Source organism: Pseudomonas sp. A1230, assembly GCF_044218825.1.
In the GTDB taxonomy this organism is placed as follows: domain Bacteria; phylum Pseudomonadota; class Gammaproteobacteria; order Pseudomonadales; family Pseudomonadaceae; genus Aquipseudomonas; species Aquipseudomonas iridis.
In genome coordinates this window covers 1,984,722-2,011,481 of the sequence record NZ_CP162582.1, presented here as the reverse complement: position 1 = coordinate 2,011,481, position 26,760 = coordinate 1,984,722, and the positions used below count along the sequence as shown (strand labels likewise).

23 protein-coding genes, 1 pseudogene and 1 riboswitch are annotated in these 26,760 nt (G+C 58.0%); of the genes and pseudogenes, 11 read left to right on the top strand and 13 right to left on the bottom strand.

The window, feature by feature from the left end:
* Window positions 1-78: 78 nt before the first annotated feature.
* Genes AB4P97_RS09580 through AB4P97_RS09565 form a run of 4 tightly spaced genes read right to left on the bottom strand, consistent with a single transcriptional unit; the run spans window position 79 to window position 3,695 of the window.
* On the bottom strand, window positions 79-1,104 hold the full coding sequence (locus AB4P97_RS09580; RefSeq protein WP_395602545.1) for a sensor histidine kinase: 1,026 nt from the start codon (window positions 1,102-1,104) through the stop codon (window positions 79-81).
* A gap of 10 nt (window positions 1,105-1,114) precedes the next feature.
* Window positions 1,115-2,575, bottom strand: a complete 1,461-nt coding sequence (locus AB4P97_RS09575; protein ID WP_395602544.1) for an RAD55 family ATPase — start codon at window positions 2,573-2,575, stop codon at window positions 1,115-1,117.
* Window positions 2,572-3,006 carry a hypothetical protein gene (locus AB4P97_RS09570; protein WP_228732718.1) on the bottom strand — a complete coding sequence of 145 codons (435 nt, stop codon included), beginning with the start codon at window positions 3,004-3,006 and terminating at the stop codon, window positions 2,572-2,574. The genes AB4P97_RS09575 and AB4P97_RS09570 overlap by 4 nt, the downstream gene beginning before the upstream one ends.
* Window positions 3,007-3,056: 50 nt before the next feature.
* Window positions 3,057-3,695, bottom strand: coding sequence for a dTMP kinase (locus AB4P97_RS09565; protein ID WP_395602543.1), 639 nt, complete (start codon window positions 3,693-3,695; stop codon window positions 3,057-3,059).
* A 375-nt stretch (window positions 3,696-4,070) separates the two neighbouring features.
* Here AB4P97_RS09565 and AB4P97_RS09560 point away from each other — a divergent pair, with 375 nt between their 5' ends.
* The 3 genes and pseudogenes from AB4P97_RS09560 to AB4P97_RS09550 all read left to right on the top strand — a co-directional run.
* Window positions 4,071-5,369, top strand: coding sequence for an MFS transporter (locus tag AB4P97_RS09560; protein ID WP_042559108.1), 1,299 nt, complete (start codon window positions 4,071-4,073; stop codon window positions 5,367-5,369).
* A 90-nt stretch (window positions 5,370-5,459) separates the two neighbouring features.
* Window positions 5,460-6,587, top strand: coding sequence for an alanine--glyoxylate aminotransferase family protein (locus AB4P97_RS09555; protein ID WP_395602542.1), 1,128 nt, complete (start codon window positions 5,460-5,462; stop codon window positions 6,585-6,587).
* 295 nt (window positions 6,588-6,882) lie between these two features.
* Window positions 6,883-7,161, top strand: a pseudogene (locus tag AB4P97_RS09550) (hypothetical protein); the annotation flags it as partial.
* A 348-nt stretch (window positions 7,162-7,509) separates the two neighbouring features.
* Here AB4P97_RS09550 and AB4P97_RS09545 read toward each other — a convergent pair.
* Both AB4P97_RS09545 and AB4P97_RS09540 read right to left on the bottom strand, forming a co-directional pair.
* Complete coding sequence (locus AB4P97_RS09545; protein WP_395602541.1) at window positions 7,510-8,304, bottom strand: CPBP family intramembrane glutamic endopeptidase; 795 nt, start codon at window positions 8,302-8,304, stop codon at window positions 7,510-7,512.
* Window positions 8,305-8,512: 208 nt separating this feature from the next.
* A complete protein-coding gene (locus AB4P97_RS09540) occupies window positions 8,513-10,639 on the bottom strand; it encodes a TonB-dependent siderophore receptor (RefSeq protein ID WP_395602929.1) in 2,127 nt (708 codons plus the stop codon).
* A 326-nt stretch (window positions 10,640-10,965) separates the two neighbouring features.
* Between AB4P97_RS09540 and AB4P97_RS09535 the strand changes: the two genes are divergently transcribed.
* Together AB4P97_RS09535 and AB4P97_RS09530 are read left to right on the top strand one after the other, a co-directional pair.
* Window positions 10,966-11,781, top strand: a complete 816-nt coding sequence (locus AB4P97_RS09535) for a DUF1206 domain-containing protein (RefSeq protein ID WP_395602540.1) — start codon at window positions 10,966-10,968, stop codon at window positions 11,779-11,781.
* A gap of 188 nt (window positions 11,782-11,969) precedes the next feature.
* Entirely contained in the window at window positions 11,970-13,178 is a 1,209-nt protein-coding gene (locus tag AB4P97_RS09530) for an ATP-binding protein (protein WP_395602928.1), read from the top strand.
* Here the strand turns inward: AB4P97_RS09530 and AB4P97_RS09525 are convergent.
* The gene (locus AB4P97_RS09525; protein WP_395602539.1) at window positions 13,135-14,640 is read right to left on the bottom strand and encodes a diguanylate cyclase; all 1,506 of its coding nucleotides are present in this window, start codon (window positions 14,638-14,640) and stop codon (window positions 13,135-13,137) included. The two genes, AB4P97_RS09530 and AB4P97_RS09525, sit on opposite strands and share 44 nt — an antisense overlap.
* Window positions 14,641-14,889: 249 nt before the next feature.
* Window positions 14,890-15,084: riboswitch (cobalamin riboswitch) on the top strand.
* A 143-nt stretch (window positions 15,085-15,227) separates the two neighbouring features.
* On the opposite strand from AB4P97_RS09525, the gene AB4P97_RS09520 reads away from it, so the two are divergent.
* The 3 genes from AB4P97_RS09520 to AB4P97_RS09510 are packed head-to-tail and all read left to right on the top strand — an operon-like array spanning window position 15,228 to window position 18,042.
* Window positions 15,228-16,241 carry an ABC transporter substrate-binding protein gene (locus tag AB4P97_RS09520; protein ID WP_395602538.1) on the top strand — a complete coding sequence of 338 codons (1,014 nt, stop codon included), beginning with the start codon at window positions 15,228-15,230 and terminating at the stop codon, window positions 16,239-16,241.
* Window positions 16,238-17,254: an iron ABC transporter permease gene (locus AB4P97_RS09515; protein WP_042559102.1), complete on the top strand. Its 1,017-nt coding sequence runs from the start codon at window positions 16,238-16,240 to the stop codon at window positions 17,252-17,254. Before AB4P97_RS09520 ends, AB4P97_RS09515 begins: the two co-directional genes overlap by 4 nt.
* A complete protein-coding gene (locus AB4P97_RS09510) occupies window positions 17,251-18,042 on the top strand; it encodes an ABC transporter ATP-binding protein (protein WP_395602537.1) in 792 nt (263 codons plus the stop codon). The genes AB4P97_RS09515 and AB4P97_RS09510 overlap by 4 nt, the downstream gene beginning before the upstream one ends.
* A 4-nt stretch (window positions 18,043-18,046) precedes the next feature.
* On the opposite strand, the gene AB4P97_RS09505 is transcribed toward AB4P97_RS09510, so the two are convergent.
* From AB4P97_RS09505 to AB4P97_RS09495, 3 genes are all read right to left on the bottom strand, one after another.
* The gene (locus AB4P97_RS09505) at window positions 18,047-18,508 is read right to left on the bottom strand and encodes a GNAT family N-acetyltransferase (RefSeq protein ID WP_234451733.1); all 462 of its coding nucleotides are present in this window, start codon (window positions 18,506-18,508) and stop codon (window positions 18,047-18,049) included.
* 83 nt (window positions 18,509-18,591) lie between these two features.
* Entirely contained in the window at window positions 18,592-19,503 is a 912-nt protein-coding gene (locus AB4P97_RS09500) for a ZIP family metal transporter (RefSeq protein WP_395602536.1), read from the bottom strand.
* A complete protein-coding gene (locus tag AB4P97_RS09495) occupies window positions 19,440-19,619 on the bottom strand; it encodes a hypothetical protein (RefSeq protein WP_162184569.1) in 180 nt (59 codons plus the stop codon). The genes AB4P97_RS09500 and AB4P97_RS09495 overlap by 64 nt, the downstream gene beginning before the upstream one ends.
* Before the next feature lie 206 nt (window positions 19,620-19,825).
* Between AB4P97_RS09495 and AB4P97_RS09490 the strand changes: the two genes are divergently transcribed.
* Window positions 19,826-22,234 carry a glucose/quinate/shikimate family membrane-bound PQQ-dependent dehydrogenase gene (locus AB4P97_RS09490; protein WP_395602535.1) on the top strand — a complete coding sequence of 803 codons (2,409 nt, stop codon included), beginning with the start codon at window positions 19,826-19,828 and terminating at the stop codon, window positions 22,232-22,234.
* 95 nt (window positions 22,235-22,329) lie between these two features.
* Window positions 22,330-23,619, top strand: a complete 1,290-nt coding sequence (locus AB4P97_RS09485) for a carbohydrate porin (RefSeq protein WP_395602534.1) — start codon at window positions 22,330-22,332, stop codon at window positions 23,617-23,619.
* A 65-nt stretch (window positions 23,620-23,684) separates the two neighbouring features.
* On the opposite strand, the gene AB4P97_RS09480 is transcribed toward AB4P97_RS09485, so the two are convergent.
* On the bottom strand, window positions 23,685-23,876 hold the full coding sequence (locus AB4P97_RS09480; protein ID WP_273876988.1) for a hypothetical protein: 192 nt from the start codon (window positions 23,874-23,876) through the stop codon (window positions 23,685-23,687).
* Window positions 23,877-24,053: 177 nt separating this feature from the next.
* Between AB4P97_RS09480 and AB4P97_RS09475 the strand changes: the two genes are divergently transcribed.
* Window positions 24,054-24,956, top strand: a complete 903-nt coding sequence (locus AB4P97_RS09475) for a bestrophin family protein (RefSeq protein ID WP_042559095.1) — start codon at window positions 24,054-24,056, stop codon at window positions 24,954-24,956.
* A gap of 57 nt (window positions 24,957-25,013) precedes the next feature.
* On the opposite strand, the gene AB4P97_RS09470 is transcribed toward AB4P97_RS09475, so the two are convergent.
* Complete coding sequence (locus AB4P97_RS09470; protein WP_042559094.1) at window positions 25,014-25,262, bottom strand: hypothetical protein; 249 nt, start codon at window positions 25,260-25,262, stop codon at window positions 25,014-25,016.
* Window positions 25,263-25,409: 147 nt separating this feature from the next.
* A complete protein-coding gene (gene chrA, locus AB4P97_RS09465) occupies window positions 25,410-26,618 on the bottom strand; it encodes a chromate efflux transporter (protein WP_395602533.1) in 1,209 nt (402 codons plus the stop codon).
* Between the last annotated feature and the right edge of the window lie 142 nt (window positions 26,619-26,760).

Sequence of the window (26,760 nt, the reverse complement as noted above, 5' to 3'; positions counted from 1 at the left end):
CGCTCGCTGAAAAGCGCCCAGTGGTAATGGGGAGCGTCTGTCACCATCAGTTTTTTACCGGCTGACGCAAAAGAAAAGCTAGGGATTTAACAGCGGTATTTTCACTACGAATTCGCTTCCCTTGCCTTCCCCCGCACTTGTGCCGGTCACTGTTCCACTATGGGCTTCAACCAACTCTCGCACCACCGTCAGCCCAATGCCTAAGCCTGCGCCATTGAAACCCACTGCATGATCATCCTGGACAAACGGCTCAAAGATGAAAGGCAGCGCTTTGGCTGAGATACCAATGCCGGAATCCCGAATGCGAATTTCCAGCAGATTGGCTTCAACAGAAACGGCAAGTGTGACAGTGCCACCTTTGGGCGTGTACTTGGCTGCGTTACCCAGCAAATTATCAAGAATCTGCGTCAGCCTTACAGGATCGCCGTTCACCGCTAAACGAGATTCCAAGCGTTCTGAGCTGAAACTCAAGCCGTGAGCGAGCATGACCGGGGTATAGATTGCTATTGCGTCACTAATGATGTCAGCCATGTTAGTAACCTGGAAGTACAGGCGAAATTTACCGGTGGAAGCACGAGCAATGTCGAGCAAATCTTCCACGAGTCGGGACATCCGCTGTACTTGGCCTTCAATCAATAGCTGCATGCGAGGCAATTCTTCGCGAGGCATTCGCACCAGCCGGCCTGCAATCATGCTGATGGGCGTCAGTGGATTTCGCAGCTCGTGGGCCACTACAGAGAGGATATTGCGCTGCTGCTCCAGTGCCTGTTCAGCTGCAATTTGCAGGTCTTGGGCACTAAGCGCTGCGATAACCAATCGCTCGTTGGCTTCACGCATTTCCAAATACAGATGGTGTTCTGCCTGAGCATTTTTCTGATCTTCAACATCCGACTGCGCCGATAAAATGGCCAGCACTAACTGCTGATTGGCCTCAATGAGTTGCTCGACTTGCAAGGTATCAACAAGCTGGCTGTTGGCTTCGCTGAGTTGCTTTTGCAGCGCCGCGAGTGCCGCACGAGCCGCGACCGTTTTCCGGCCCAGTAGGAACAGCTCGCGTGCAGCAGTGGCTAAAGCCTGTTCATTCTTGCCGCTGGCCTCACTCATCATTCTTCGCTCATTTATCGACCTTGTTCAAAACCTGCCTTGTCGGTCGCCCACCGAGCAAACCTTCCTGCTCCGGCAACATGTCACCGATGTGTAGGCCGCTATCATCAATGAAGTACTGACGTAACTCATCAGAGTGCGCACTGGCGCGAACCTTGACCACGGCCATGATGCGCAGCAACCGGCTCTGCACCTCAATATAGCGCTGGACGATGATTGCATCCGTCAAAAACGCTGTGCCGTAAGGGCTGAAACGCAGATCGGTGTAACGATCTTCCAACTCCGAGGTCATCAAGACACTGACCCCGGAATTGGTCAGCGCCGTGACCATGCGCGAAAGCGACTCGCGAAAATCCTCGCGAAAGGTCGGCGCCACTGCCAGTTCGAAGCCCGACAGCGAGTCGATGACCACGCGAGTGGCTTTCAGCCGAGTGATCTCGCCGAGCAACAGCTGGACAATTTCGTCAATCGAGAGATCGGGAGCGCGACTATCCACCAGACCGACCTGCCCGCTCGCAATCAAACCCGACAGGGTCGCATTCTGCGAGTGATTGGGCCGTTGTTCGAATACTGCGATCACGCCGGTTTCGCCATTGCGCGCGCCTTCGGCGAGGAAGGTCGCCGCGAGAATGCTTTTGCCTGAGCCCGATGGCCCGGCCACCAGCAACGAATAGCCTCGAGGCAGACCTCCCCCGAGCATCTCGTCGAGCTGCGCTACCCCCATGCTCAAGCGCTTGATCGGTGATTGCGGCGGCGTATCAAACGGGCTAGCTATTACGGGTGCAAAAACCTTGATCCCGGAAGTTGCAATGCGGAAGGTGTGCAGGCCCGGCAACGTCGGTTGGCCGCGCATCTTCATGATTTCCAGCTTGCGTACCATGGAGTTGCGCTGAACGCTTTGTCGAAGCCAGATCAGGCCATCGGCCACGGTGAAAATCGGGTTGGTGTCGGTTTCAGTGAAATACTCGCCGATGAGGAACGTCGTCGCTTGCCACGTCGTCATCAGCATGCCCAGTTGCTGAACGAACTGCGGAAGGTTGTTGTTGGGGTTGTCCTGGGTCTGGCTGGCCAGCACCACGGAGCGGAACGAATCGACAAACACCAGCGCCGGCGAATGCGCTTCGACTTCGCTGACGATGCGCCGCAGCACCTCGTCCAGATCCCCGGCCAGGGTATCGTCGGCCAGGTTGATGTAACGGATCGACTGGTTGATCGCTTCGCTGTCGAAAAAGTCGAATTGCTGCTGATAACGCAGCATCTTCAATGGCGGTTCACCCAGGACGGTAAAGAACAGCGCCGGGCGTTCGGGCGTTGCCAGGGCAAACATCATCTGGTGGGCAAGTGTGGTCTTGCCGCAACCAGGAGGGCCGGCAATCAGATTGAACGAAAACTCCGGCAATCCTCCACCCAGCACCTCGTCCAGTCCAGGCACGCCGGTGGCCAGACGGTTGATAGTCACTTTGGTGCTCATGGCGAATTTTCCTGCGAGGGGGTGTCGCTCAAAGAAGGTTCCCACACGCCACGAAGCAAACTAGCGGTGAGCGAGGGCCCGATCAGTGTGGTCAGAAGCTCGTAGAAAGTAGTCAGCAACACTTCACCACAAAACAGTGCTTCGGTGTCCTGCTGCTCGACGAGTACGGATTTAAGGGCAATAAGATCCATCGCGGCCGGCAGACTGTCATAAGTGCCGGCGAGATGCGGATGAGCAGAAACACACAGATGTAAACTGCGCCGGTACAGGGCGACAACCCCTTGCTGGCCAATAATCGGCGTAAGGGCTGCGTCCATAGCCTGCAATTTCGCAACAATCGCCTCGGCGATGCTTGCAGTGTCAGCATTAAGACCGACACCCTGCGCCAGAGAAGCTACGATCCGGCGGCTCTCTTCGCTAAGCGTGGACATGGCTGACTGATATCTGATGAGCAGAATCTGATGGTACACCCTCAAGCGAACTATTGAGTCCCCCTCCCCCAGTTTCGTGCCAACATCACCTGATAGATCTGAGTTACCACCTGCATCGTCGCCTCTTCGATCGTTCCTTCATTACGACAGAGAACCCAACCGTGGTCGGCTACCGCTTTTTCGAACGACTCGGTACACGCAACGTGCTCTGCATATTTCTGAATCACAGTGCCGCCCAGTCCTCGCGAACGTGTCGCGGCCCTTGCCCATGAAATTTCCGGCTCGGTAACGACGCCGACATGCAGGTCTGGCACTTGTACGTTTCGATCCATGTTCAACTGGAGGATGTCGGAAAACGGGACTGATTGCCGAAACGCAGCGTCAGATGGATACCAGCGATCAATCAAGATGATGCTGTCTGGCGGCTGTTTCGTCAGCACGCGACGGGAAATCCAGCTACGGCTTTCAGCAAAACCCTGGCATACAGCCCACTCCAGATCCGTGGAGGGATTTCGGGCGAGATTGTTAACCAGGGCCATGGTTTCACCCCTGAAAGGATCGCTTTTTCTCTCGCAAAGCCGGATGACTTTCTGGTTGCCCGCGCGCAGTACCTGCGTAATGGCTTCCAACAGTGTGGTTTTGCCGGTGCCCTTGGGCCCATCCAGAGAAACGAACAGCGGACGATTCATTGTTCACACAACAACTGAGACATTGATGAGCACTGTAACCTCATTCCGGGTATTCCATTAGCTCACCCCTGCCCCTTGCTGAGGCTTTGGAACATTTGTGCAATGCAAAACGATGACCTGTCGTTATGTCTCAGCCTTGATCGGCCTGCGTCTAACTGCCGCAGCAAACAGCCATTGGCAAATTCCGCACAAGCCTTAGAATCCGCGCGCTCTTGCAGCCGCCAGATTTGGCGCCCGAGTCATACCTGACGGGCTGGCCCCACCTCGGACTCAACCGCCCCGCCCGTTCGGCGGGCACTTGCACCCCACACACTTCGGCTTGGCAATCGCATGCGCAGAGGCGCACGTTCTGCTGTTCGTTTTCTAGAGGTTTTTATGTCTGCGCGTTTGCTGGCCATGGCGCTGGCGCCCTTGCTTGGGCTGTTCATTGTTGCGCTGGGCAACGGTTTCATGTCGTCCCTGACCACCCTTCGACTGGACGCTGCCGGTGCGTCGACCACGATGATCGGTATCGTCTCTTCGGCCTACTTCATTGGTTTGACCCTGGGCGCCGTGTTCAATGACCGTTTGATTTTGCGCATCGGTCATATCCGCGCCTACGGCAGCTTTGCCTCGCTGATCGCGGTGACCATCCTGCTGCAAGGGTTGTTCTATGACACATGGGGCTGGTTTGCCCTGCGCCTGATCAATGGCTGGGCCACGGTCGGTGTGTTTCTGGTAATCGAAAGCTGGCTGTTGCTGGCAGGTGACGCGAAGATTCGCGGGCGCTTGCTCGCGTTGTACATGATCGTCTTGTACGGCGCCGGCGTGCTGGGCCAGGCAACGCTGGGGAGAATTACCGGATTGAGCGACAGCGCACCGTTCATGGTCGCTGGCATGCTCGCCTCGTTGTCGGTGCTGCCGATCGTGATCCTTCCGCGAGTCTCGCCTCTGCTCGATCAAGTGGAGCCACTCAAGCCACGGCAATTGTTGGGCGTGACGCCGACCGGGCTGGTCGGTTGTTTCGGCTCGGGTATCACCATTGCGGCGATTTACACCTTGCTGCCGCTGTACCTGCAACGCAGCGGTCTGAATGTCGGCGAAGTCGGTAGCATGATGGCCTGGACAATTCTCGGCGCGATGCTCCTGCAATACCCGGTCGGACGCTGGTCCGACCGCAAGGACCGCTTGCAGGTGCTGACCCTTCTGACCGTGGCGTGCAGCGCATTGTCGCTGGTGATCGTCGTACTGCCGTTGTCCTCGACCATGCTCGCCGCGATGTTGTTTCTGCTCGGCGGCGGTGTGTTCGCGCTTTACCCGGTTGCCGTCAGCCACGCCGCCGATCGCGCCCCTGCCGAAGCGTTGGTGCCGATGATTCAGGGCTTGCTGCTGATCAATTCGCTGGGCTCGGCGATCAGTCCGATGATGATCTCGCCGGTGATGAATTCGTTCGGTGCCAATGGTCTGTTCTGGGTATTTGCGCTGGTCAATCTGTGCATGGTCACCTTCTTCCTGTGGCGACGTGGCAAACGCCCGGTTCCGGCCAATCCCGCGCCTTTCGCGGCGGCGGCGACCTTCTCGCCGACAGGTGCGGAGTTGCGGGTGACCGAAGATCTGCGTCAGGCGGTGCAGGATCATCCGCCGATGGTTGACGCGCTGAGCGGCGAGCCTTCGCCGCAATGTGAAGCACGCTAAGCTCATTTGCGTAATTCGATGAGCCCATTAGTGCCGTTTGCCTACACTCCTTGGCATTGATGTTTACCTCTGTGCCCAAGGAGTCACCTTATGTCCAAGCTCTACCCCAGTGTCGATCCCGAGGGGCTGGTCGAGTACTCAGTGGTCTACACCGACCGCTCGCTGAACCATATGTCGCAGTCCTTTCAAGGGGTGATGAAAAACATTTCCGCAACCCTTAAACAGGTCTACAACGCCGAGGCTGTTGCGGTGGTTCCGGGCAGCGGCACATTCGGCATGGAGGCGGTGGCGCGGCAGTTCGCCACCGGCCAGCAATGTCTGGTGATTCGCAACGGCTGGTTCAGCTATCGCTGGAGCCAGATCCTTGAGATGGGCAACATTCCGGCCGCCACCACGGTACTCAAAGCCCGGCCAGTGGAAACGGGTCACCAAGCGGCCTATGCCCCGCCGCCTCTGGACGAAGTGCTGGCAGCCATTGCGGCGCAGAAGCCGCAAGTAGTCTTCGCGCCCCATGTTGAAACTTCATCCGGGATCCTCCTGCCCGACGAGTACTTGCGGGCAGTCGGCGACGCCGTGCATGCGGTAGGCGGCCTGTTCGTGCTGGACTGCATCGCTTCAGGCACGATTTGGGTGGATATGCACAAATGCGCCGTCGACCTGCTGATCAGCGCACCGCAGAAAGGCTGGAGCGCCTCCCCTTGCTGCGCCCTGGTAATGCTCAGCGCTCGGGCTCTGGAGCGCATCGAACAGACGCAAAGCAGCAGCTTTGCCTGCGACCTGAAAAAGTGGCTGCAGATCATGCAAGCCTACGAACAGGGCGGACATGCCTACCATGCGACCATGCCCAGCGATGCCCTCGCGCGGTTCAACGACGTGATGAAAGAGACGCAAGCCTACGGTTTCGACAAAGTTCGCGACGAGCAACAGGTGCTGGGTGATCGGGTTCGCGCCCTGTTGACCGGCAAAGGCTTCAAAAGTGTGGCGGCTGCCGGCTTTCAGGCCCCTGGCGTCGTGGTGAGCTACACCGATGATGCTGACATCAAGAACGGCAAGAAATTTGCCCACCACGGTCTGCAGATCGCTGCCGGCGTGCCGTTGCAATGCGACGAACCGGCCGACTTCCAGACCTTCCGCATCGGGCTGTTCGGCCTCGAGAAACTGCGGAATATCGAGCGTACGATCAGTACGCTTGAGCAGGCAGTGGACGAGGTTATTTAGTTACCCGGCCGCGTGCGTCCAGACCAATGGTGTCTTGGCAGAGGCTTGAACCGTGTGCTGGAACTCGTATGAACGGGTGGATGAGAGCAGCTGTCTGACTACCCGACAATCAGATCCGACCGTGGGCGTTTGGCCGTTCAAACTGGCCACTAAGACCTATACTGCCGGAGCACTGTCGTCGAGGCGGTGACAAGTCGTTTCGCCCGGCCTCGGCCCTGCGCGTGCTGTCGTATGACCATGACGCTCGTGCAGTACGTACAACCACTCTCAAACAGAAGGAGAATGTCGCATGAATATGAACAAGTTTTTGCTGGGTGCCACCACTTTACTGTTTGCCACCGTAGCCAGTGCTGATATTCCGCTACTCAACTACGACTGCCCGACCAATATCGCCGTGCATGCGGATCAGGGTGGGCCGGTGTACATCAATGGCAAGGAAGCCAAACTGAAGAAATTCAATAACAACGCCTATGAAGCCAAAGGCTCTGGCGTGACGATTTCCCTCACGCGCAATCCAGATGAGTCATGGGACGTATCCTATACCGGTAAAGGCGGGGCCAATGGGGTGTGCAAGCCAGCGACATCGGGCGCTGCGAGTGCTGCCGGTAGCGCCAGTGGCAAATCTGCCACCAGCAAGGCAGAGAAAGCCTGCCTGACCGAGGTGGCGAAGAAAACCGGTGTGGCCGTCAGCAAACTTTCGGTGACCGACGTCATGACCGCCGAAGCGGGAGTTGGCGTGACGATCAAGGTACCTGACGCGGACGCTCCTTGGTCGTGCCTGTCTGATGCCAGTGGCAAAGTCCAAGGTGCAAGTTATACCGGATCTGAAGGCAAACTCTGAGCTCTAGCCAAGCGCCTTCTGCTTGCGCGATCGGCATCCCAACAGAGCTTCGCCCTGCCGATCGCGCAATTCAGCGACGCCTTAATGCCCAGAGGGTAGCGCAACCAACAGGGCGATAATGAAAAGCGTCCAGTCATTGAGTATATGAGCGCCCGTGGAGACCCAGATGTTCTTCGTCATGATGTAGGGCAGCAGCAGAATCAGCCGCGCGCTGCCAATCACCACGAACGCCTGCACCATGTTCCAATCATAGGTCGGCAAGTGCGCCGCGCCGAATAGCAGGGCCGACGAGAGCCAGGCACCGATGATCGCACCCTTGCGTGACCAGTGCAGCCGCGCAAACAGGAACGTCATGATTGCGAGGAATGGCAAAATCGTCAGCACCTCCTCGCCCAATAGCTGCGGCAGCGTCTTGAGAAAGAAGAGCAAGTGCTCGACGGATGTTTGCGTCGCCAGCCCGGCGAAAACCGGGTTCGAGTGCATGCCTATGGTCTTCATGACCACCAGGCCGATGACCATGGTCACCACGATGTTGAGCAGCGCGAACAGTATCATCCACTTGATGTCGCGAATCGTGACCCTGCGGAACAGTGCCCAGCCATGTTGCCGCGTGATCCATGCCAGCACCGCCAGCGGGATGGCGAAGAACAGGATTGCGGGAATGAATTGCCCAACGCTTCCCGCAAACAATGGCAACGGCGCTATTAGCACCAGGAACCCGGCCACCACCCCAAGCATTAACAGCAGCCATTGTTTGCCTGAAAGGCCCACGGGCTTGCCGTTGTAGTACGGGAAGTCGTCGTCGGGATACTCCAGCCAACGGAAAAGCTGAACTGCCGCGGATTCGTCGGCACTGACCTGCTTGCGGTTATCCACGGGGAACCTCTCTGCGACGGAACTACGCACTGCCATTCACCGTAGCAGTGCTGGGCCGAGTCGCAAGGCGTTTTCGTGCGCCGAGCAAAGACACCCCGCTAACAGAGACAACCTGCCCGATCCGCCGGTGCTGGTTGGGAAATTGTCAGAAAAGCAGAGCGAGCGTGTCTATTTGCTTAGCGTCAGGTCGTCGGTGCGTCCGGATCATCTACAAGGTGTAAGAAACACCCACTTGAACGGTTCGCGGTTCACCAGGGTATGCGTAGACATTGCCGAAGGCGCCTTCTTCATAGTCGCGGTCGAAGACATTCTTCACATCAAGATTAAGCCTGACCTTGTCGTTGATCTTGTAGAAACTGAGCAAATCGACAACGGTGTAACTGCCCATTGAAAACGCCGTGTTAGCAGTCTGACCGACACGTTCGTCAACGTACTTGCCGCCCATACCCAAACCCAATCCCTTCAGATTGCCATCCTGAAATTCATAAACGTTGAGCAGGCTGAAGCTGTTCTTCGGAATGTTCATCAGTCGCGTGCCCGACTGGATTACATTGTCCTTGGTGACTTCAGCGTCCACATAGGCATAACCGCCAATCACCCGCCACTCTGGGGTTACGTTGCCAGCGACGTTGAGATCAAAGCCACGGCTGCGCACCTCTCCAGCGGCCACGCTGAAAGTGGAGTCCACGGGATCGGTGGTGAGGACGTTTCGTTTTTCAATCTGGTAGATCGCTGCGTCGACGCTTAACTGGCGATCCAGCGCCTCCCATTTGATCCCCATCTCATAAGACTTACCCTTTTCCGGCTCAAAACCGCCGCCCTGCCGACTTGCTCCCGTATTGGGTTTGAATGAGCGCGCGGTATTGGCATACACCGCGACGGTATCGGTAAGGTCACAAAGCAAGCCAAGACGCGGGGTTACCGCATTGTCGCTTGCCTCCCAGCTTTTACCGCCCGGTACATAGGTTTCGTAGTCATGCTCGAAACGTTCGAAACGGGCGCCCGCCAGAACTTTCAGGCGCTCGGTCAATGCCACTTGATCCTGGATGAAGGCGGCGTAGGTCTTGAGATTTTCCTTGTCGTGGGTCGGCGTACGGGTCAGGGCGGGACGCGCCTGACCATATACCGGATTGAAGATATCAATCGGGTAGGCACCTACCGCGCCACTGGAGCGCTGGATGATGGACTTGTAGTCGTAATTCTCGTACTCGATTCCGGTCAACAGCGTGTGATCGAAGCCCCCGGTTGAGAAATGTCCGGTGAGGTTCAGTTGGGTATCCTTGTCCGTCCACTCCAGTTTGCGATAGTTGAAGTTACGCCCCAGCGTGCGCCCGTCGGCAGCGACGCCATTCGCTTCAATGGCGTTGCCCTGCAGTGTCCCATCGAGCCATTGGAAACCACCGCCCAACGTCCAGTTATCGCTCAGTAGATGTTCGAAACGCAGCTGCGCCATGTTGTTGTCGTTGTGCAATTTGCCAACATCTTTTTCGCCAAAGAAGGTATCGCGAGACGCGGTACCGATCTGATTCGGATAACGCGTGACACCACGATCCAGCGGGTGATTATTGCGCATGAAATCACCCTCGAAGATCACCTTGGTGTCGTCGCTGGCCTGCCAGGAAATAACCGGCGTCACGCCATAGCGCTCGGTTTCAACATGATCGCGGAAGGTATCACCGCCCTCACCCACCACATTCAAGCGATAGGCGAGGCGGCCTTCTTCGTCGATCGGGCCGGAAGCATCCAGCGTGCCACGCTTCATTCCCTGATCATCGAGTTGGCTGCCCAGGGTCACGGTGCGCTCCATCAACGACTGTTTGGAGACCACGTTGAACGTGCCACCTGGATCACCTCGGCCATAGAGAGTAGTGGCGGGGCCTCGCAGTACCTCAAGACGCTCGATGGTGTTCGCATCGGGCATGTTCGGATAACCACGGTTGATCGGGAAACCGTTGCGATAGAACTCGCCCGTGGTAAATCCACGCACCGTGAAAGTAGTCAGTCCCTGGCCTCCGAAGTTATTGGCCCGCCCTACCCCTCCGGCGTAATCAAGCGCGTCCTGAAGCCGAGTAGCGCCGATGTCTTCGACAGCGTCTTTGGTCACCACGCTCATTGACTGCGGGGTCTCGTGAATCGACGTGTCGGTTCGTGTTGCGCTGGCAGAACGCGTTGCTCGGTAGCCCTTCACCGGCCCTTGGGCGGCTTCGTACTGCGCAGTACCGACGATGTCGGTCGCCTCCAACTCCAGAATGGTTGTATCGGATGTCGCCTGCTCCGCCCAAGAGGAAGCGGAAAACGCCTGAAGCACACAGATGGAAAGCAGAGTACGACGCATCGAGGAAACCTTGAGGAAATAGCCAAATGGGACGGCATACGCGCCAATAATTTGCGGGAAATAATATCTGACATTTTCAGCATTTGATACGTATTCGCATTTGTATTTATCAACACTAGTTGAATAGCCGTGTTGAAGATCGATCCCTCCAGACAACCCAACTTGTGCAACCAATGCATCCTCGCGTGGTGACAATGAAAAAGCTGGGTGTTGCCCATTGCCAGTAACGACTCACAACCCTTCAGGTCGCCGCACAGCGCTTTATCGAACCCCTGCAGCCGCGGCGGGTCTGCTCGTATACAACTTCTCTGCTCGGAAATATTTAAATGCTCGCCCAACACACCCTTGTTCTGCTCGCGCGTTGCGGTTACGCCGCTCGGGGCGTTCTGTATCTGATCATTGGGATATTCGCGCTGCTGGCGGCTCAAGACGCTACGAAACCAAAAGACAGTCATAAAAGTCTCGAGGCACTGCTGAGCCAGCCATTTGGGTATGTCTTGATTGGACTGGTGGTGGCAGGTCTACTCGCCTTCGCGGCGTGGCGCGTGTTGCAAGCTATTCGCGACGTTGATCATCACGGTACCGAACTCAAGGGGCTCGTCATTCGTGCAGGTTTGTTCGCGGGAGGTGTGGTCAATGGCGCGCTGGCGTTTTTTGCATTGGGCCTGCTCGTCAGTGGTGCTGGAAGCTCGGGTAACGCCGGGGATGGCAAGACGAAGGATTTGTTGGCGCATCTTTTGTCGTTCGAGCATTCCAACCTGCTGATCTACCTTGTTGCGCTAGTTCCGTTTGGTGTCGGCATTGCGCACATCATCAAAGGCTGGAAAGCGTCGTTCGAGAAGTACTTTGAAGCCGACGAAGATGTTATGCGCTATATCCGCCCGGTGTCGCGATTCGGACTGATTGCACGAGGCGTGGTGTTTATCGAGATTGCAGTGCTAATGGCGATCAGCGGCTCCCTTTACAAAGCCACGAATCCACCGGGCATGAAGGAAGCCCTTGATGCTCTGCAAAGTATGCCTTTTGGCGGTTTGATTCTGATGGTGATGGCGTTGGGGTTGATCGCCTTCTCGGTTTACAGTTTCTCCGAAGGCGCCTGGCGCAAAATAAACATGGACGTGCCGGGCGTAGAGAAGCACTAGCGGCAAAGTGAATGCTGGTCGCAGGAAGTTGTAAGGCGAGCGCCCTTGTACGCATAACGCAATCAGCGTTCAGGGCGCAGCGTTTCATAGGACAGCGCAGCAAAACAGCAAATCCGTGTTCTACTTCACGTTGCGGCTTCCCCATCACTCCTGTCTGGAACTCGCCCTCCTGACCAGCATCCATGCAAATGCGACTGTCCGACTTCATCACCGCCAACCTCGAGCCGATTCTGCAGGACTGGGACGATTTTGCGCGAACGATTGAGACGCCCGGTGCACCGCTGGACACAGAAGCCCTGCGTGATCATGCCGAACAGATGCTCGACGCCATAGTGCTCGATCTACGGACTAAACAGACTGCAAAAGAACAACTGGCGAAGGCGCATGGCAATGCCCCGTCCAACGATCTGGAAACACCCGCTGAAACCCACGCGGTCACGCGGCTCATGGCAGGCTTCACGATCGATCAGATGGTCTCCGAATATCGCGCGCTCAGAGCCAGCGTACTCAACCAGTGGTCTAAACAGATCAAGGCCGGCACGCCACTCGACATCGATGACATGACGAGATTTCACGAAGCAATCGACCAAGCCCTCGCCGAGTCAATTGCAAGCTATTCGCGAGCCGTTGAAGCGTCACGGAATCTATTTCTAGGCATCCTTGGCCATGACCTGAGAACTCCGCTGGGCGCGATCTTGCTCGGCGCCGACATGTTGCGGCGCTCAGAAGACATCGGCACCAAGGCCACGAAAATTTCCACGCAAATTTACACCAGCGTCAAGCGCGCCAGTCAGATTGTCGGTGACCTGCTGGATTTGACACGTTGCCAGATGGGCCCCGGCATACCTGTTAAAACAGAGCGCCTGGATTTGTTGCCCTTGTGCGAGCGCATCGTTGATGAACTGCGGGCGTTCTACCCGAGTGCCGCTATCTTCTTTGAGCCAAAAAGATCCTGTCATGGTGAATTCGACGGCGCACGGATGGAGCAGGTTCTTTCCAACCTGATCGGCAACGCCGTGCAGCATGGCGATAACCAACGGCCAGTAACCGTTACTCTGGATACCAATGAGGAGCATGTGATTTTCACCGTGCATAACAGCGGTGAGCCCATTCCAGATGATGTGATGCCGTTCATCTTCAACCCGATGGGCCGTTTTTCTCAGCACTCGATCATCGACCATGACCCAAGTGAAGGCTTGGGGCTGGGGTTGTTTATTGCTTCAGAGATCGTTACATCGCACGGCGGCGGCATCGAGGTCACTTCGGATTCGCAAAGCGGTACTACCTTCGTCGTCACGGTTCCAAAGCTTCATCGCAAGCACAATGATTCCTGGCATCTGCAGCAAATGACACTTACAGCCCACCCCTCACATACTGATTTCGACCCCGTGCCTTAGCGGTGTACAACGCCTGATCGGCTCCCTCGATCAGACCTTGCAGATGATCCAGTCCCGACCCCGTAGCGGTCGCAATCCCGATGCTGACACTGACGCGTCCGAGCGGGCTGGCGGTGTGGGGGATGTTTGCTTGCTGCAAGCGGTCGATGATCAGTTGCGCCACTATTGCGGCGCCGTCGGTGTCGGTGTCAGGCATGATCACGGCCATCTCTTCACCGCCATATCGGGCCACCAGGTCCGACGGGCGCCGCACACATTCGTCCAGGATTCTGCCAACGGTTTGCAGACAGGCGTCACCGGCAACATGCCCGAGTGAATCGTTGAACAGCTTGAAATGGTCGATATCGATCATCAGCAATGCCAACGTCGTGCCGTCACGTCGTGCGCGCCGGGCTTCCATGGCGAGGCTTTGATCAAAGCAGCGTCGATTGGCCAGACCGGTCAGGGCATCTTTCATCGCCAGCAACTCCAGTTGCCGATTGGTTGAGAGCAACTGCTGCTGGGCTCCTCGCAACTGATCTTCTGCCTTGGTACGCCGACGGATATCCACAATCAGGAACCAGCCGATGAGGCCCGTGAGCCCCAGCAGCCCGGTTACCACCACCGCCGACAACAATGCCTCCGTGCGCCACGCGGCGAGAGCTTCGCGTTTGCCGAGTGCCACCGTCGTTATCAGCGGCAGCCGGTCACTCTTGCGGAAAGCGTAGAGCCGCTCGACACCATCCAGGCTGGATGTAAACGACGCGGTGCCGACTGATCGATCCACCAGATACTTGGCATAGATGGGCGATTGGGAAAAGTTGCGACCCATGTCCTGCTCGCGGAATGGATAACGAACCAGCAACGTACCATCGGTGTAGGACAACCCGATGGCGCCCTCCTGCCCCACGTCGATCTTTCCGAACAACCGAAGAAAGTTTTCGACGCCCAACGTGACCGCCACCACCCCGGCAAACTCTCCGCGCGCATCATTGAAGCGGCGGCTGAGGGTGATCACCCATTCCTGATCGGAGCGGCTCTGGATAGGCGGACCGATAAAGGTCTCACGGCTGGGATCGTCGCGATGATGAATGAAATAGGCCCGATCGCTGCTATTCGCCCCGGCCGGAATCGGTCGGTTGGAGGACATCAGCCAGCGTCCCTGATTGTCGTAAATCGTGATACCACTGAGCTGTGGCATCAACGATTCCTGGCGGATGATCAATGCACTCAGCCGCTGAATCTGCGCGGGGCCGCTACCTTCGATTTCCAGGCGCTCGACAAGCCCGAGTAAAAGCAGCGAGCTCTGGCGAACAATCCCCTCGGAGTAGGTAGAAAGCGCCTGGGTCAGGTTCAAGCCGTGGACATCCACTTCCTCTAGTGCTCGATCTCGAGAGGCCAATACTTTCCAGACCGTCAATGACGCCAGAGAGCAACCGATCACGAACAGCAAAAGCACAACCAGGTGCGAATCACGCTTCACGTCATTACCTTCAGAAAAGTCCGGTTTTCCGTTCCCGTGACTATTGGGTCAGGGCAATAGCTGGGGCCATTCGTCCTCGTGTAACGCAAGGATACAAGTTGCGCTAAATCGTTGCAGTAACTGAATAGTGGGTGAAAAAGGTGCTGCGCATAAAAGTACTTTAATGGTCTGTTGTCCTCACCAGCCCTCCTGCTGACGCCGCCCGACCCCTTGAGCGAGCACGCCCGTTCGCCTCAACCGCCACGATCGGATACCATGCCGCCCGCCGGTTTCCAATTGGGATTAATAGGGAATCCGTGATGCGCCCAACGCATCAAACGGAACTGCCCCCGCAACTGTAGATGCTGAGCCTTAGTCCGAACTGCCACTGGGATTGCTCCCGGGAAGGCTGACGCAGGCGACGACGCATCAGTCAGGAGACCTGCCGGCCAAGCAACAATCACTAACCGGCGGGGTGTCCGGGAAGGACATCCTTGTGCGCGCGTCACTTCGGTGATCGGCCTGGCACTGCTTTTAAGGCAGCGTAAGCGATGTGTTTCCAGAACCTGCACCCTGGCTCCGTGTAAGGTTCAAATGGAGATTGCATCATGCTGTTGCCTCGTTTTGTCGCCCTCGTCGTTGGCCTGGGTGTTGGCGCCCTCGCCCATGCTGCACCGACGCAGTACCCCCTGACGATTGAAAACTGCGGCAGCACGCTGACCTTCGCGCAGGCTCCTGCCCGTGCGGTGACCATCGGCCAGGCCGGCACGGAAATGCTTTTTGCGCTAGGGCTGGCTGACAAAATGGTCGGCACATCGCTGTGGTTCAACGATGTGCTGCCGCAGTACAAGGCGAAAAACGACAACATCGAGCGCTTGGCCGATAACGAACCGAGTTTCGAATCGGTGATTGCCAAGCGCCCGCAACTGGTGGCTGTCGAACTGGAATGGATGGTCGGGCCACAAGGCGCGGTCGGCACACGCGAACAGTTTCACGAACTGAAGATTCCGACGTATCTGATGCCGTCTGACTGCGAGGCCAAGGACAATCTGGTCGGTTCCGACGGCACGCGTCTGGCGCCGTTTCGCATCGACAGCATCTATAAAAGCATCACCCAGTTCGGTGAGATTTTTGACGTCCAGGCGCGTGCGCAGCAGCTGAACACAGACCTCAAGGCGAGCCTCGCCAAGTCCATTGCCATGGCGAAAGACAAGAACTCGAAAGACATCAGCGCGTTGGTCTGGTTTTCCAGTGCCAGTCTGGATATCGACCCGTACGTTGCAGGGCACAAGGGCGTTCCAGACTTCATGCTTAACACGCTGGGCGTGCGCAACGTCGTGGAGTCCGATGAGGAATGGCCAACCGTCGGCTGGGAAACCATCGCCAAAGCCAACCCGACGTTCCTGGTCATCGCACGCATGGATCGCCGGCGCTTCCCGGCGGATGACTACCTGAAGAAGCTGGAATTCCTGCGCAACGATCCCGTGACCCGCAACATGGACGCGGTGAAAAACAACCGCATCATTATTCTCGACGCCATGGCCATGCAGGCCAGCATGCGCACATTCGACGGTATCGCCGCGCTGGCGAGCGCCATCAACGGATACGACCTGTCCAAATGACCGCGACGTTGATACGCACTTTGCTTGCACTGACGATCCTGCTTTTAGCGGTGATTGCGGGTGTGGCGATTGGTGAGACAACCATTGATCCCATCGTGGTGTTTCAGGTGCTGGCCAACAAACTGTGGGCGGCCGGGTATGTTCTTGATCCGATCGACGAAGGCATCGTCTGGAACTATCGCCTGACTCGCGCGCTGGTGGCTGCCGCTTGCGGCGCTGGCCTGGCGACTTGCGGGGTGATTCTGCAATCGCTGCTGCGCAACCCGTTGGCCGATCCGTATCTGCTGGGCATTTCCGCTGGTGCTTCGACGGGCGCGGTGATGGTCGCGTTGCTCGGGTTCGGCGCGGGGGCGATTTCCATGTCAGTTGGCGCGTTCGGCGGCGCTGTTGTGGCGTTCGCCGTGGTGGTTTTGCTCGGCCGCGCCGCTGGCTCACCGGGTAATACCGGCCAGATCATTTTGGCGGGGATCGCCGGCTCGCAGCTGTTCAATGCCCTCACGGCATTTCTGATCACCAAGTCGGCCAGTTCCGAACAAGCTCGCGGCATCATGTTCTGGATGCTCGGCAATCTCAGCGGCGTGCGCTGGCCATCGGTGTGGCTGGCGGTGCCGGTGGCGGTCATCGGGCTCGTTGTGTGCCTGTGGCATCGGCGTGCGCTGGACGCGTTTACCTTCGGCGTCGACTCCGCTGCCTCGCTGGGGATTCCGGTGCGTCGCGTGCAATTGCTGTTAATCAGTTGTGCCGCATTGGTGACGGCTGTGATGGTGTCGATTGTCGGCTCGATCGGTTTCGTGGGTCTGGTCATTCCCCATGCTGTAAGGCTGTTGCTCGGCACTCGACACACGCGTCTGCTGCCAGCGAGTGCACTGGGTGGCGCGGTGTTTCTGATTGCTGCTGATGTGCTATCGCGCACGCTCATTAAAGGCCAGGTGATCCCGGTCGGCGTGATTACCGCGCTGGTCGGTGCGCCGGTGTTCGCGCTGATCCTGATCGGCCGGAGGAATGCCCGATGAATGCGCTGTCCCCGGCTGCCGGCGAATCGGTGCTGCAGTGCTGCGGTCTCGGCTTTGATATCCGCGATGCAAGGTTGCTGCACGAGATCGATCTGGACATCCGCCGCGGCGAAACCCTTGGCCTTGTCGGCCCCAACGGCTCCGGCAAATCCACTTTGCTGAAATTGCTCTGCGGCATACGCGCGCCCAGTCGTGGCGACATCCATCTCCACGGCCAGCGCTTGAAGACGCTATCGCGTCGAACCATCGCGCAAACGCTGGCAGTGGTTGAGCAACAGGCGGACACCCTCGACGCGATCAGCGTGTTTGACGCAGTGGCACTGGGTCGAACGCCCTGGCTGTCGGCGCTCAGTCCGTGGTCTGCCGAGGACGACAGCATCGTCGATCAGGCCTTGCGCGATGTTGACGCGGCGCATCTGCGCAATCGCTCCTGGCGCAGCCTTTCCGGTGGCGAACGCCAGCGTGTTCACATCGCTCGCGCCCTCGCCCAGCGCCCGCAAATTCTGTTGCTGGACGAACCAACCAACCACCTGGATATCCAGCATCAACTGTCTATTTTGCATGTGGTTCAAGCGTTGCCGGTGACCACGGTGATTGCCCTGCACGACCTCAATCAGGCACTGACTTGTGATCGTTTGGCCGTACTGGAAAAGGGCCGACTCGTCGCCCTCGGCAAACCCCTTGAAGTGCTGACTGCGCAACGCCTGCTGGAAACGTTTGGTGTCCACGCGCACTACCTGACTGACCCGTTCGACGGCGCGCAGATCCTGCGATTGCGCTCTTCCTGAATGGTCAGTTTTGAATCCGGCAATCCATATGAGTCGTCTGCCAAACCGGGTCGGCATCCACGGCGATCACCTCAAAGCCACGCTTGAGCCAGAAATTGATCGCGCCCGGCAAAAATGGGTGCGTGTGCAGGTAGATCACATGAACCCCGGCACGTTCGGCTGACGACTTCAGTTCTTGGTAAAGCTCACTGGCCAATCCTGAGCGTCTGAACTCGGGAACGACAAACAGCCGCACCACTTCCACGACCTCGAGTTGCTGATAGTCGAGGTGTTCGAAGCGATCGTCATAGGGTAGATAGCCGATCGTGGCGACGATGCGGCCCTCATGACGGGCGAGCAGAAAACGTCCGGCGCCACTTATGTAAGTCTCTTCAAAATTCGCCAGATCTGGCGGGATTCCTGTGGCGCTCAGCTTCGGAAAAAGCTCAGCGCGAGCCTGCATGACAAAGTCGATGACCTCGGCCATTTCTGACCGGGCCACGGCCTCGATGTTGAGTGTGGGCACATGCCCTCCTTTGTTGACCATCGTTTTGACAAGACGATGAGCGATTAGCCCAGCGCCGTGTCGAGAAACATCATCACGCCGAACCCGAGCATCAGCCCCATCGTCGCCGGTGTTTCGTGGCCATTGCGGTGCGTTTCGGGAATCACTTCATGGGACACCACGAAAATCATCGCGCCAGCGGCAAGCCCCAGCGCAATCGGATAACCGAGGGCGAAGCTGCTGGAAATGCCCAGACCGACGACCGCGCCGATCGGCTCCATCAAGCCCGATGCGATGGCAATCATCGCCGCGCGCAGCGCTGAAATACCGGTCACCCGCAAGGCCAGAGCCACCGCCAGGCCTTCGGGAATGTCCTGAATGGCAATGGCTGTTGTCAGGGGCAGGCCGACCTGCATGTCGCCATTGGCGAAACTGACGCCGATGGCCATGCCTTCCGGCAAGTTGTGCAAGGTAATCGCCAAGACGAACAACCAGACCCGATTGATGCGCTCGACTTGAGGCCCGCGCCGTCCACTCTCGGTATGTTCGTGAGGGACGAATCGGTCGAGTCCGATCATCAACGCCACCCCCAGGCCCAATCCCAGCACGACGATGCCGGCAGCCAGCAATGGGCTGCCGCTAAGCTCCCGAGCAGCTTCGATACCGGGAAGAATCAATGAAAACGAACTGGCGGCGAGCATCATGCCGGCGGCAAAGCCGAGCATGATGTCCTGCGTGCGAGCGGCGATGTCGCGCAGCGCAATGGCCGCTACGGCGCCCAGTGCGGTTGCACCAAATCCGGAAAGTCCGCCCAGTACGGCAAGTTGCAAGTTATCGCGGTTGGCATTCACCAAAGCACCGTAGCCGCTGACCAGCAACAGCATCGCCACCCCTGCCAGTACCAGCCAAAACATCATGCCCATCCAGCGTCGGTTTGACGGTTGAGTCGGCCTTGCAGACGCAACAGGTTGTGACATTGATCCTCCTGATTTTTCCAAGTTGGAACACCCCACGCCTGCGCCAGGATCGGCACCGGTGCAGGCATTCCACAATGATCTGAAACGCGGTCGAAAGGAATAATTGCAATTTTCATGGCGCGCCTGCGACGGGCGGCGCTCACCGCCGATTCTGCGCCTGTCGACAGCATTTGGCCAAACGGAACTAACGCTTAACGAGGTCCGAACCTTCCGATGGCGCGCTTGATTCGAGAGCGAACTACGCTTGAAGCGTGAAATTGTGTTTTAACTAGGTAGTTACCTAACTATATAATGGGCGCCTCATTTCAACGGGGCTCTCAACGTGAAGCAAAGTCAACGCGTCTCTGGCGTATCAAAATTCATTCTGATCGGGCTGGGTGTGATCATCGCCCTGCTCGGTCTGGCGCTGGCGGCCGGGGGCGTGAAGTTGGTCGGCCTCGGTGGTTCGTGGTACTTCCTGGTCGGCGGTCTAGCGATGGCCATCGCCGGTTTTCTTATCGCGCGCTACAAGCCGGCCGGTGCCTGGTTGTTCGCAGCGTTCCTGCTCGCAACCGCTATCTGGGCGGTCAGCGACGTGGGCCTGGTGTTCTGGCCGTTGTTCTCGCGTCTGTTCATGTTCGGCGCGGTCGGCCTGGCCGTTACGTTGGTCTACCCCCTGCTGACGCGTGCCAACGGTGGCGTGCCTGGTCGTGGCGCTTATGGCGTTGCCGCCGTATTGGCGGTGGCACTGGCCTTTGCCGCCGGCAACATGTTCGTCGCCCACCCTACCGTCGCAGCGACCGGCACTGGTCCGGGGCTCACCCCCGTGGAGCCAGAAAAAGCACAGAAAGACTGGGCTCACTACGGTAATACCGAAGGCGGCAGCCGCTTCGCCGCGCTGGACCAGATCAACCGTACCAACGTCGACAAATTGCAGGTCGCATGGACTTACCACACCGGTGACGTCGCCGAGAGCGATGGCAACGGTGCCGAAGACCAGCTCACCCCGCTGCAGGTCGGCAACAAAGTGTTCATCTGCACCCCGCACAACAACCTGATCGCGCTGGATGCCGACACTGGCAAGGAAATCTGGAAAAACTCGATCAACGCCCAGTCGAAAGTCTGGCAGCGTTGCCGTGGCATGGCTTACTTCGACGCCACGGCGGCAGTCGCCAAGCCAGAAAACCCGCCGGTCGCTCAGGACACTGCCGCCGCCCTCCCTGCCCACTGCCAGCGCCGTTTGCTGACCAACACCATCGACGCACGCCTCATTGCTGTGGATGCCGACACCGGCGAGTTCTGCCGGGGTTTTGGCAACAAGGGCCAGGTTGATCTGAAGGCCGGTCTGGGCAATGTTCCGGACAGCTACTATCAGCTGTCCTCCGCACCTCTGATGGCCGGGACCACCGTCGTCGTTGGCGGTCGAGTGGCCGACAACGTGCAAACCGACATGCCGGGCGGCGTGATCCGTGGTTTCGATGTGATGACGGGCGCCATGCGCTGGGCATTCGATCCGGGCAACCCGCAGGATCGCAACGCACCAGCCGAAGGCAGCACCTATGTGCGCAGCACGCCGAACAGCTGGGCGCCGATGTCTTACGACGCAGCGACCAACACCGTATTCCTGCCGATGGGCAGTTCTTCCACCGACATCTACGGTGTCGAGCGCAGCAAACTGGATCACACCTACGGTGCATCGATCCTCGCGCTGGACGCCAACAGTGGTGAAGAAAAGTGGGTGTTCCAGACCGTTCATAATGATCTCTGGGACTTCGACCTGCCGATGCAGCCGAGCCTGATCGACTTCACCAAGGACGGCAAAACCGTTCCGGCGCTGGTCATCGGCACCAAGGCTGGTCAAATTTATGTGTTGGATCGCGCCACCGGCAAACCGCTGACCAACGTTGAAGAAGTACCGGTCAAAGCGGCCAACATCCCTAACGAGCCGTACTCGCCAACCCAGCCAAAATCGGTAGGCATGCCGCAGATCGGTGCGCAGCACCTGACCGAATCGGACATGTGGGGCGCGACGCCGTACGACCAACTGTTGTGCCGTATCGATTTCAAGTCGATGCGCTATGACGGTTTGTACACCGCGCCGGGCACCGACAAGTCCCTGAGCTTCCCGGGTTCGCTGGGCGGCATGAACTGGGGCAGCATCTCCACCGATCCGGTGCATGGCTTCATCTTCGTCAACGACATGCGCCTGGGTCTGTGGATTCAGATGATCCCGTCGCAGAACAAGGCTCAGGCCGCTTCCGGTGGCGAATCACTGAACACCGGCATGGGCGCCGTGCCGCTCAAGGGCACGCCTTACGCGGTGAACAAAAACCGCTTCCTGTCGGTCGCCGGTATTCCTTGCCAGGCGCCGCCGTTCGGTACGCTGACCGCCATCGATATGAAAACCCAGAAAGTCGCCTGGCAAGTGCCGGTCGGCACTGTTGAAGACACGGGCCCGTTGGGTATCCGCATGCACCTGCCGATCAAGGTCGGTCTGCCAACCCTCGGCGGCACGCTGTCGACTCAAGGTGGCCTGATCTTTATCGCCGGTACTCAGGACTTCTACCTGCGCGCCTTCAACAGCGGCAACGGTGAAGAAATCTGGAAGGCGCGTCTGCCTGTGGGCAGCCAGGGCGGTCCGATGACTTACGTTTCGCCGAAGACCGGCAAGCAGTTCATCGTTGTCACCGCCGGTGGTGCTCGTCAGTCGACCGATCGTGGCGACTACGTGATGGCTTACGCGCTGCCGTAAACATCTGCGAGCCACTTCATTGCACTTGTGCGCGGCACCTTCGGGTGCCGCGCCGCTTTATGCCTATCGCTGAAGATTTCACCAGGAAGATTTCCATGTTTCGTTTTTCTCATATGGGCTGGCTCAACGGCGTGCTGTTGGGACTGACCTGCAGCACCGCCCTGCCCGCCTTCGCCGATACCGGTGCGAACCTCTTGACCCGCAACACCCTGACTGGCGATTGGGGCGACCTGCGCCACCAGATGGACGAAGACGGCATCAAGTTCACCGGCGAGTACAGCGGCGAGACGGCCTACAACGCCGACGGTGGGCTGCATCGTTCGGCGCGTTACTCGCAGAACATCAAGTTGGGTGTGCAGTTCGACCTGAGCAAACTGTACGGCGTGGACAACGCCGGCAAGGTCCAACTGACCATCAACGACCGTCGCGGCAACAGTGCCTCTGAAGATCTGGTCGGCAACCGTCTGCCAATTCAGGAAAACTACGGTGGCCTCTACACCCGCCTGACCGAGTTGAGCTACGAACGCTCACTGTTTACCCCGGCGCTGAACGTCAAACTCGGCTACATGGCCATGGGTAACGACCTCGGCGGGCTGGACAGTGGCATTCTCTGCAACTTCATGAACGCCGGTTTCTGCGGCCACCCGCTGAACATGTCCGGCGGCAGCGGCTGGACCAACTACCCCAACGCCCGGTTGGGTGTGCGGGTGAAATACGACCTGTCGCCCTCGTGGCAACTGCGTGTGGCCGCATTCAATGTCGACCCCGAAAGCAACGGTGACGCCAGCCGTGCCTGGCATCTTGGCCCGAAACACACCACGGGCACCGTGGTGCCGATCGAGTTGGTGTACAAGCGCGCAGGTGACTTGCCGGGTGAATACAAGGTTGGTTACTACTACGACAGCTCCGATGTAAAACGCATCGACAGCGACAAGGAAGTGTCCGGTCGCGGTGGTCATTACTTGCTGGTCGATCAGGCGGTGTGGCGCTCGCAAGCGTCTGAAGGTCGCAGCCTGCACGCCTTCGGCCAATATTCGGCAGCCAGCACTGCGGCCTCGCCGTTCAGCAAGTGGTATGGCACGGGCGTGGTCCTGTACAAACCGTTCGAAGGCCGGCCGCGTGACACCGTTGCCCTCGGGTACGGCCGCGCTGTGCCCAACCCGCGCAGTCGCGATGTGCAACAAGACGCCGCACTGAACAACGGCACTGCGTTCCCGAATCTGGACAGCGCCGAACAGTTGATCGAACTCGGTTACGGTTATCAGGCCACGCCCTGGCTGACCTTGCGGCCGAACATGCAGTACATCATCGAGCCGGGCGCTTTTTCCGGCCAAGACATCGACAATGCACTGGTGTTTGGCTTGCAGGTGAAAGCTACGCTCTGATTGGCCGATTGCAGACCAAAAAAAACCGGCGTAATGCCGGTTTTTTTATGGCTCGATCATGTTGATCAGGGATGCTCGCTCGATACCGAATTATTCGCATCCACATCGCTCATGTCTTCCTCGACCGGCGCTTCATCGTCTGCTGGCAACGGGACCTCAGGTTCATCGCGTCGCGGATCGTGTCCGGTCTCGTTGTCTGTGGTGCGTGTCACTTCCTGCTGAGACTTGTTGCCTGGCGCGTTTTCATCAATTTCCATGCTGGCTCTCCAACCGGGGCGCGGGAAGTCCGTGCTTGAAGTTCAGAAGCGATCCGCTCTGAGGAGTGCCGCGTTCTGGACGAATGGACGACAGGTATTTCAATCGGCGAACCTTTACCCCGAAAACACCGTCCGAGCTAGGGCGTAAATGCTTACCGCTCGCCTCGAGGTTTCCGTTTGAAAGCTGCCATCATCAAAAAATACCGTCTGATCATCAAAACCATGGGCTATGTCGGCTGGGCCCTGTTTTGGCTATTGCTCTGGGATATCGCCGTCACAGTAGATTTCATGTTGTTTCTCAACGCCAAGATCAACCTGCCGCTGATGCCCCTGACATTGCTCGGTTCAGCATTGGTGGTGTTGATCAGCTTTCGCAACAGCAGTGCCTATAACCGTTGGTGGGAGGCGCGAACGCTGTGGGGCATGATGATCAACAGTTCCCGCAGCTACGCCCGGCAAGTGCTGACGCTGCTGGACGACACCGGCAGCGAGGTGAATCCGGTCAAATCAACCCTGCTGCGACGTCACGTGGCCTATGTGAATTGCCTCGCGGCGCATCTTCAGGGCGAGCCTTGCCCCGAAGAAATTCGCGCGTTTATCCCTGCCGACGAGTTCGCCCGCAGCGGCACCACCAATAACTTCGCCAACGACATCCTCACCGGTTCCGCCGCCCTGCTGGCGAAGGAATACAAGGCCGGGCGACTGGACAGCATTCGCCTTGCGCGGCTGGAATCGACCATGGTCGATCTGTCCAACAGCCAGGGCGGAATGGAGCGAATCGCCAATACGCCGCTGCCGTACCCTTATGTGTATTTCCCACGGCTGTTTATTTCGCTGTTCTGCCTGATCGTGCCAGTGGGGCTGGTGGAATCCCTGGGCTGGTACACCCCGCTCGCCTCGACCGTGGTGGGCTTTATGCTGCTGGCCATCGAACGTATCGGCACCGATCTACAGAGCCCGTTTCGTCTCAGTGAACACCAGATTCAGATGGAAGCGCTGTGCGAAACCATCGAGAAAAACCTTCAGTCGATGCAGCGTGATTCCTTGGGTGATGTGCACAGGGTTGAGGAGCTGGCCTGAAGTGAAGCCATCGGCTTGAGGAAAGCTAGGGCGTAAAGCCCTAGCAGATGGCAGGTGTCACTTTTTCTTCTTTGCAGGCTTATCAGACTTCTCTGATTTCTTGGCCTTTTCTGGCTTGCTATCAGCCTTCTTTGCAGACTTCTTGGGTTCGGCGTCTTTCTTTTTGTCCTTCTTGTCGGAGGATTTGGAAAGCGTCGAAGCCGCCGCTGATTTTTTTGCCGGTGATGATTTTTTGTCTTTCAAGTCCTTGCTGGCTTTCGAAGCGTCACCTTTGCTTTTCTTCTCGTCTTTAGCCACGTTGATCACCTCTCGGAGGGTGCCGATATTGGCACATTGCCTGTGTGATTATTCACAAGCTAATCATTAGGCGAGCGAGCCCAAGAGCGGTTCAAAATTTTTATGCGTTGAGATCGGCTTTGAGGGATGCACCGTTTACTTGGCAGGTGACCTGATTCATACCAAGACACTCAACACCCACCCCGCCACCCCCGTGCCGATTACAACCAGCCACGCCGGCAACTTCCACACCATCAGCGCCATCAGGGCAACCAGTGCGAGGCCGAAGTCTTGCGGCTTGAGAATCGCGCTGGTCCACACAGGTTGATAAAGCGCGGCAAGCAATAGGCCAACGACGGCCGCGTTCACCCCGGCCAAAGCGGCTTGTGCACGCACGCTGCGACGTAAATGTTCCCAGAAAGGCAAGGCGCCGACGACCAACAAAAACGCTGGGGCAAAGATCGCCAGCAAACAGATCATGGCGCCCGCCCAACCTGAAGGTGGGACGCTCATGGAGGCGCCGAGAAACGCGGCGAACGTAAACAATGGGCCCGGCACAGCCTGCGCAGCACCGTATCCTGCGAGGAACGTTTCGTTGTTGACCCAACCGGAGGGCACTACTTCTGCTTGCAGAAGAGGCAGAACCACGTGGCCGCCGCCGAATACCAGGGAGCCGGAACGGTAGAAAGCATCGACCATTGCCAGGCTTTGATCGGTTACCCGTTCGGCCAACAACGGTAGCCCCACCAACAACAGAAGAAACAAGGCCAGCCACATCACCCCGGCTCTGCGGCTGACCGGTAAAGACAGCACGTCGTGCTCGACACGTTGCGCGGGTTTGAACAGCATCAGCCCCACCCATCCAGCCACGACAATCACGCTGACCTGCCCCCAGGCAGACGGCGCAAGCAACGCGACGCACGCGGCAATCACCATGAGGGTAATTCGCGGTAGGTCCGTGCACAGGTTTCGAGCCATTCCCCACACGGCTTGAGCAACCACCGCAACAGCCACGATTTTGAGGCCATGCAGCGCGCCGGGCGAAAGAACAGCGCCATAACGGGAAAGGCCCAGTGCAAACAAAATCATCAGCATCGCCGACGGCAACGTGAACCCGGCCCAAGCAGCGAGCGCACCGCGATATCCTGCGCGGGACAGGCCCAAAGCGATGCCGACCTGACTGCTCGCCGGTCCTGGCAGAAACTGACACAACGCGACCAAATCGGCATAGCTGCGCTCGGTCAGCCATTGCCGCCGGCTGACGAACTCATGGTGGAAGTAGCCCAAGTGAGCAATGGGACCACCGAATGAAGTCAATCCGAGCCGCAGAAAGATCAGAAACACCGACCAGGCACTGTTTCGTTCAGTCGTACAAGAGTCGGCCATGTACCCGCGTTCCTTCTTGAATAGTCGAGCAACGATAGCGTATTTCGATTTATTGAGAAGTTACAGGGTCATTGTTCCATTACCGTTAAAACGCTGCGGACGCTGATCAACTGCTTCCTGCCGCACCACCTGCAACGGCTGG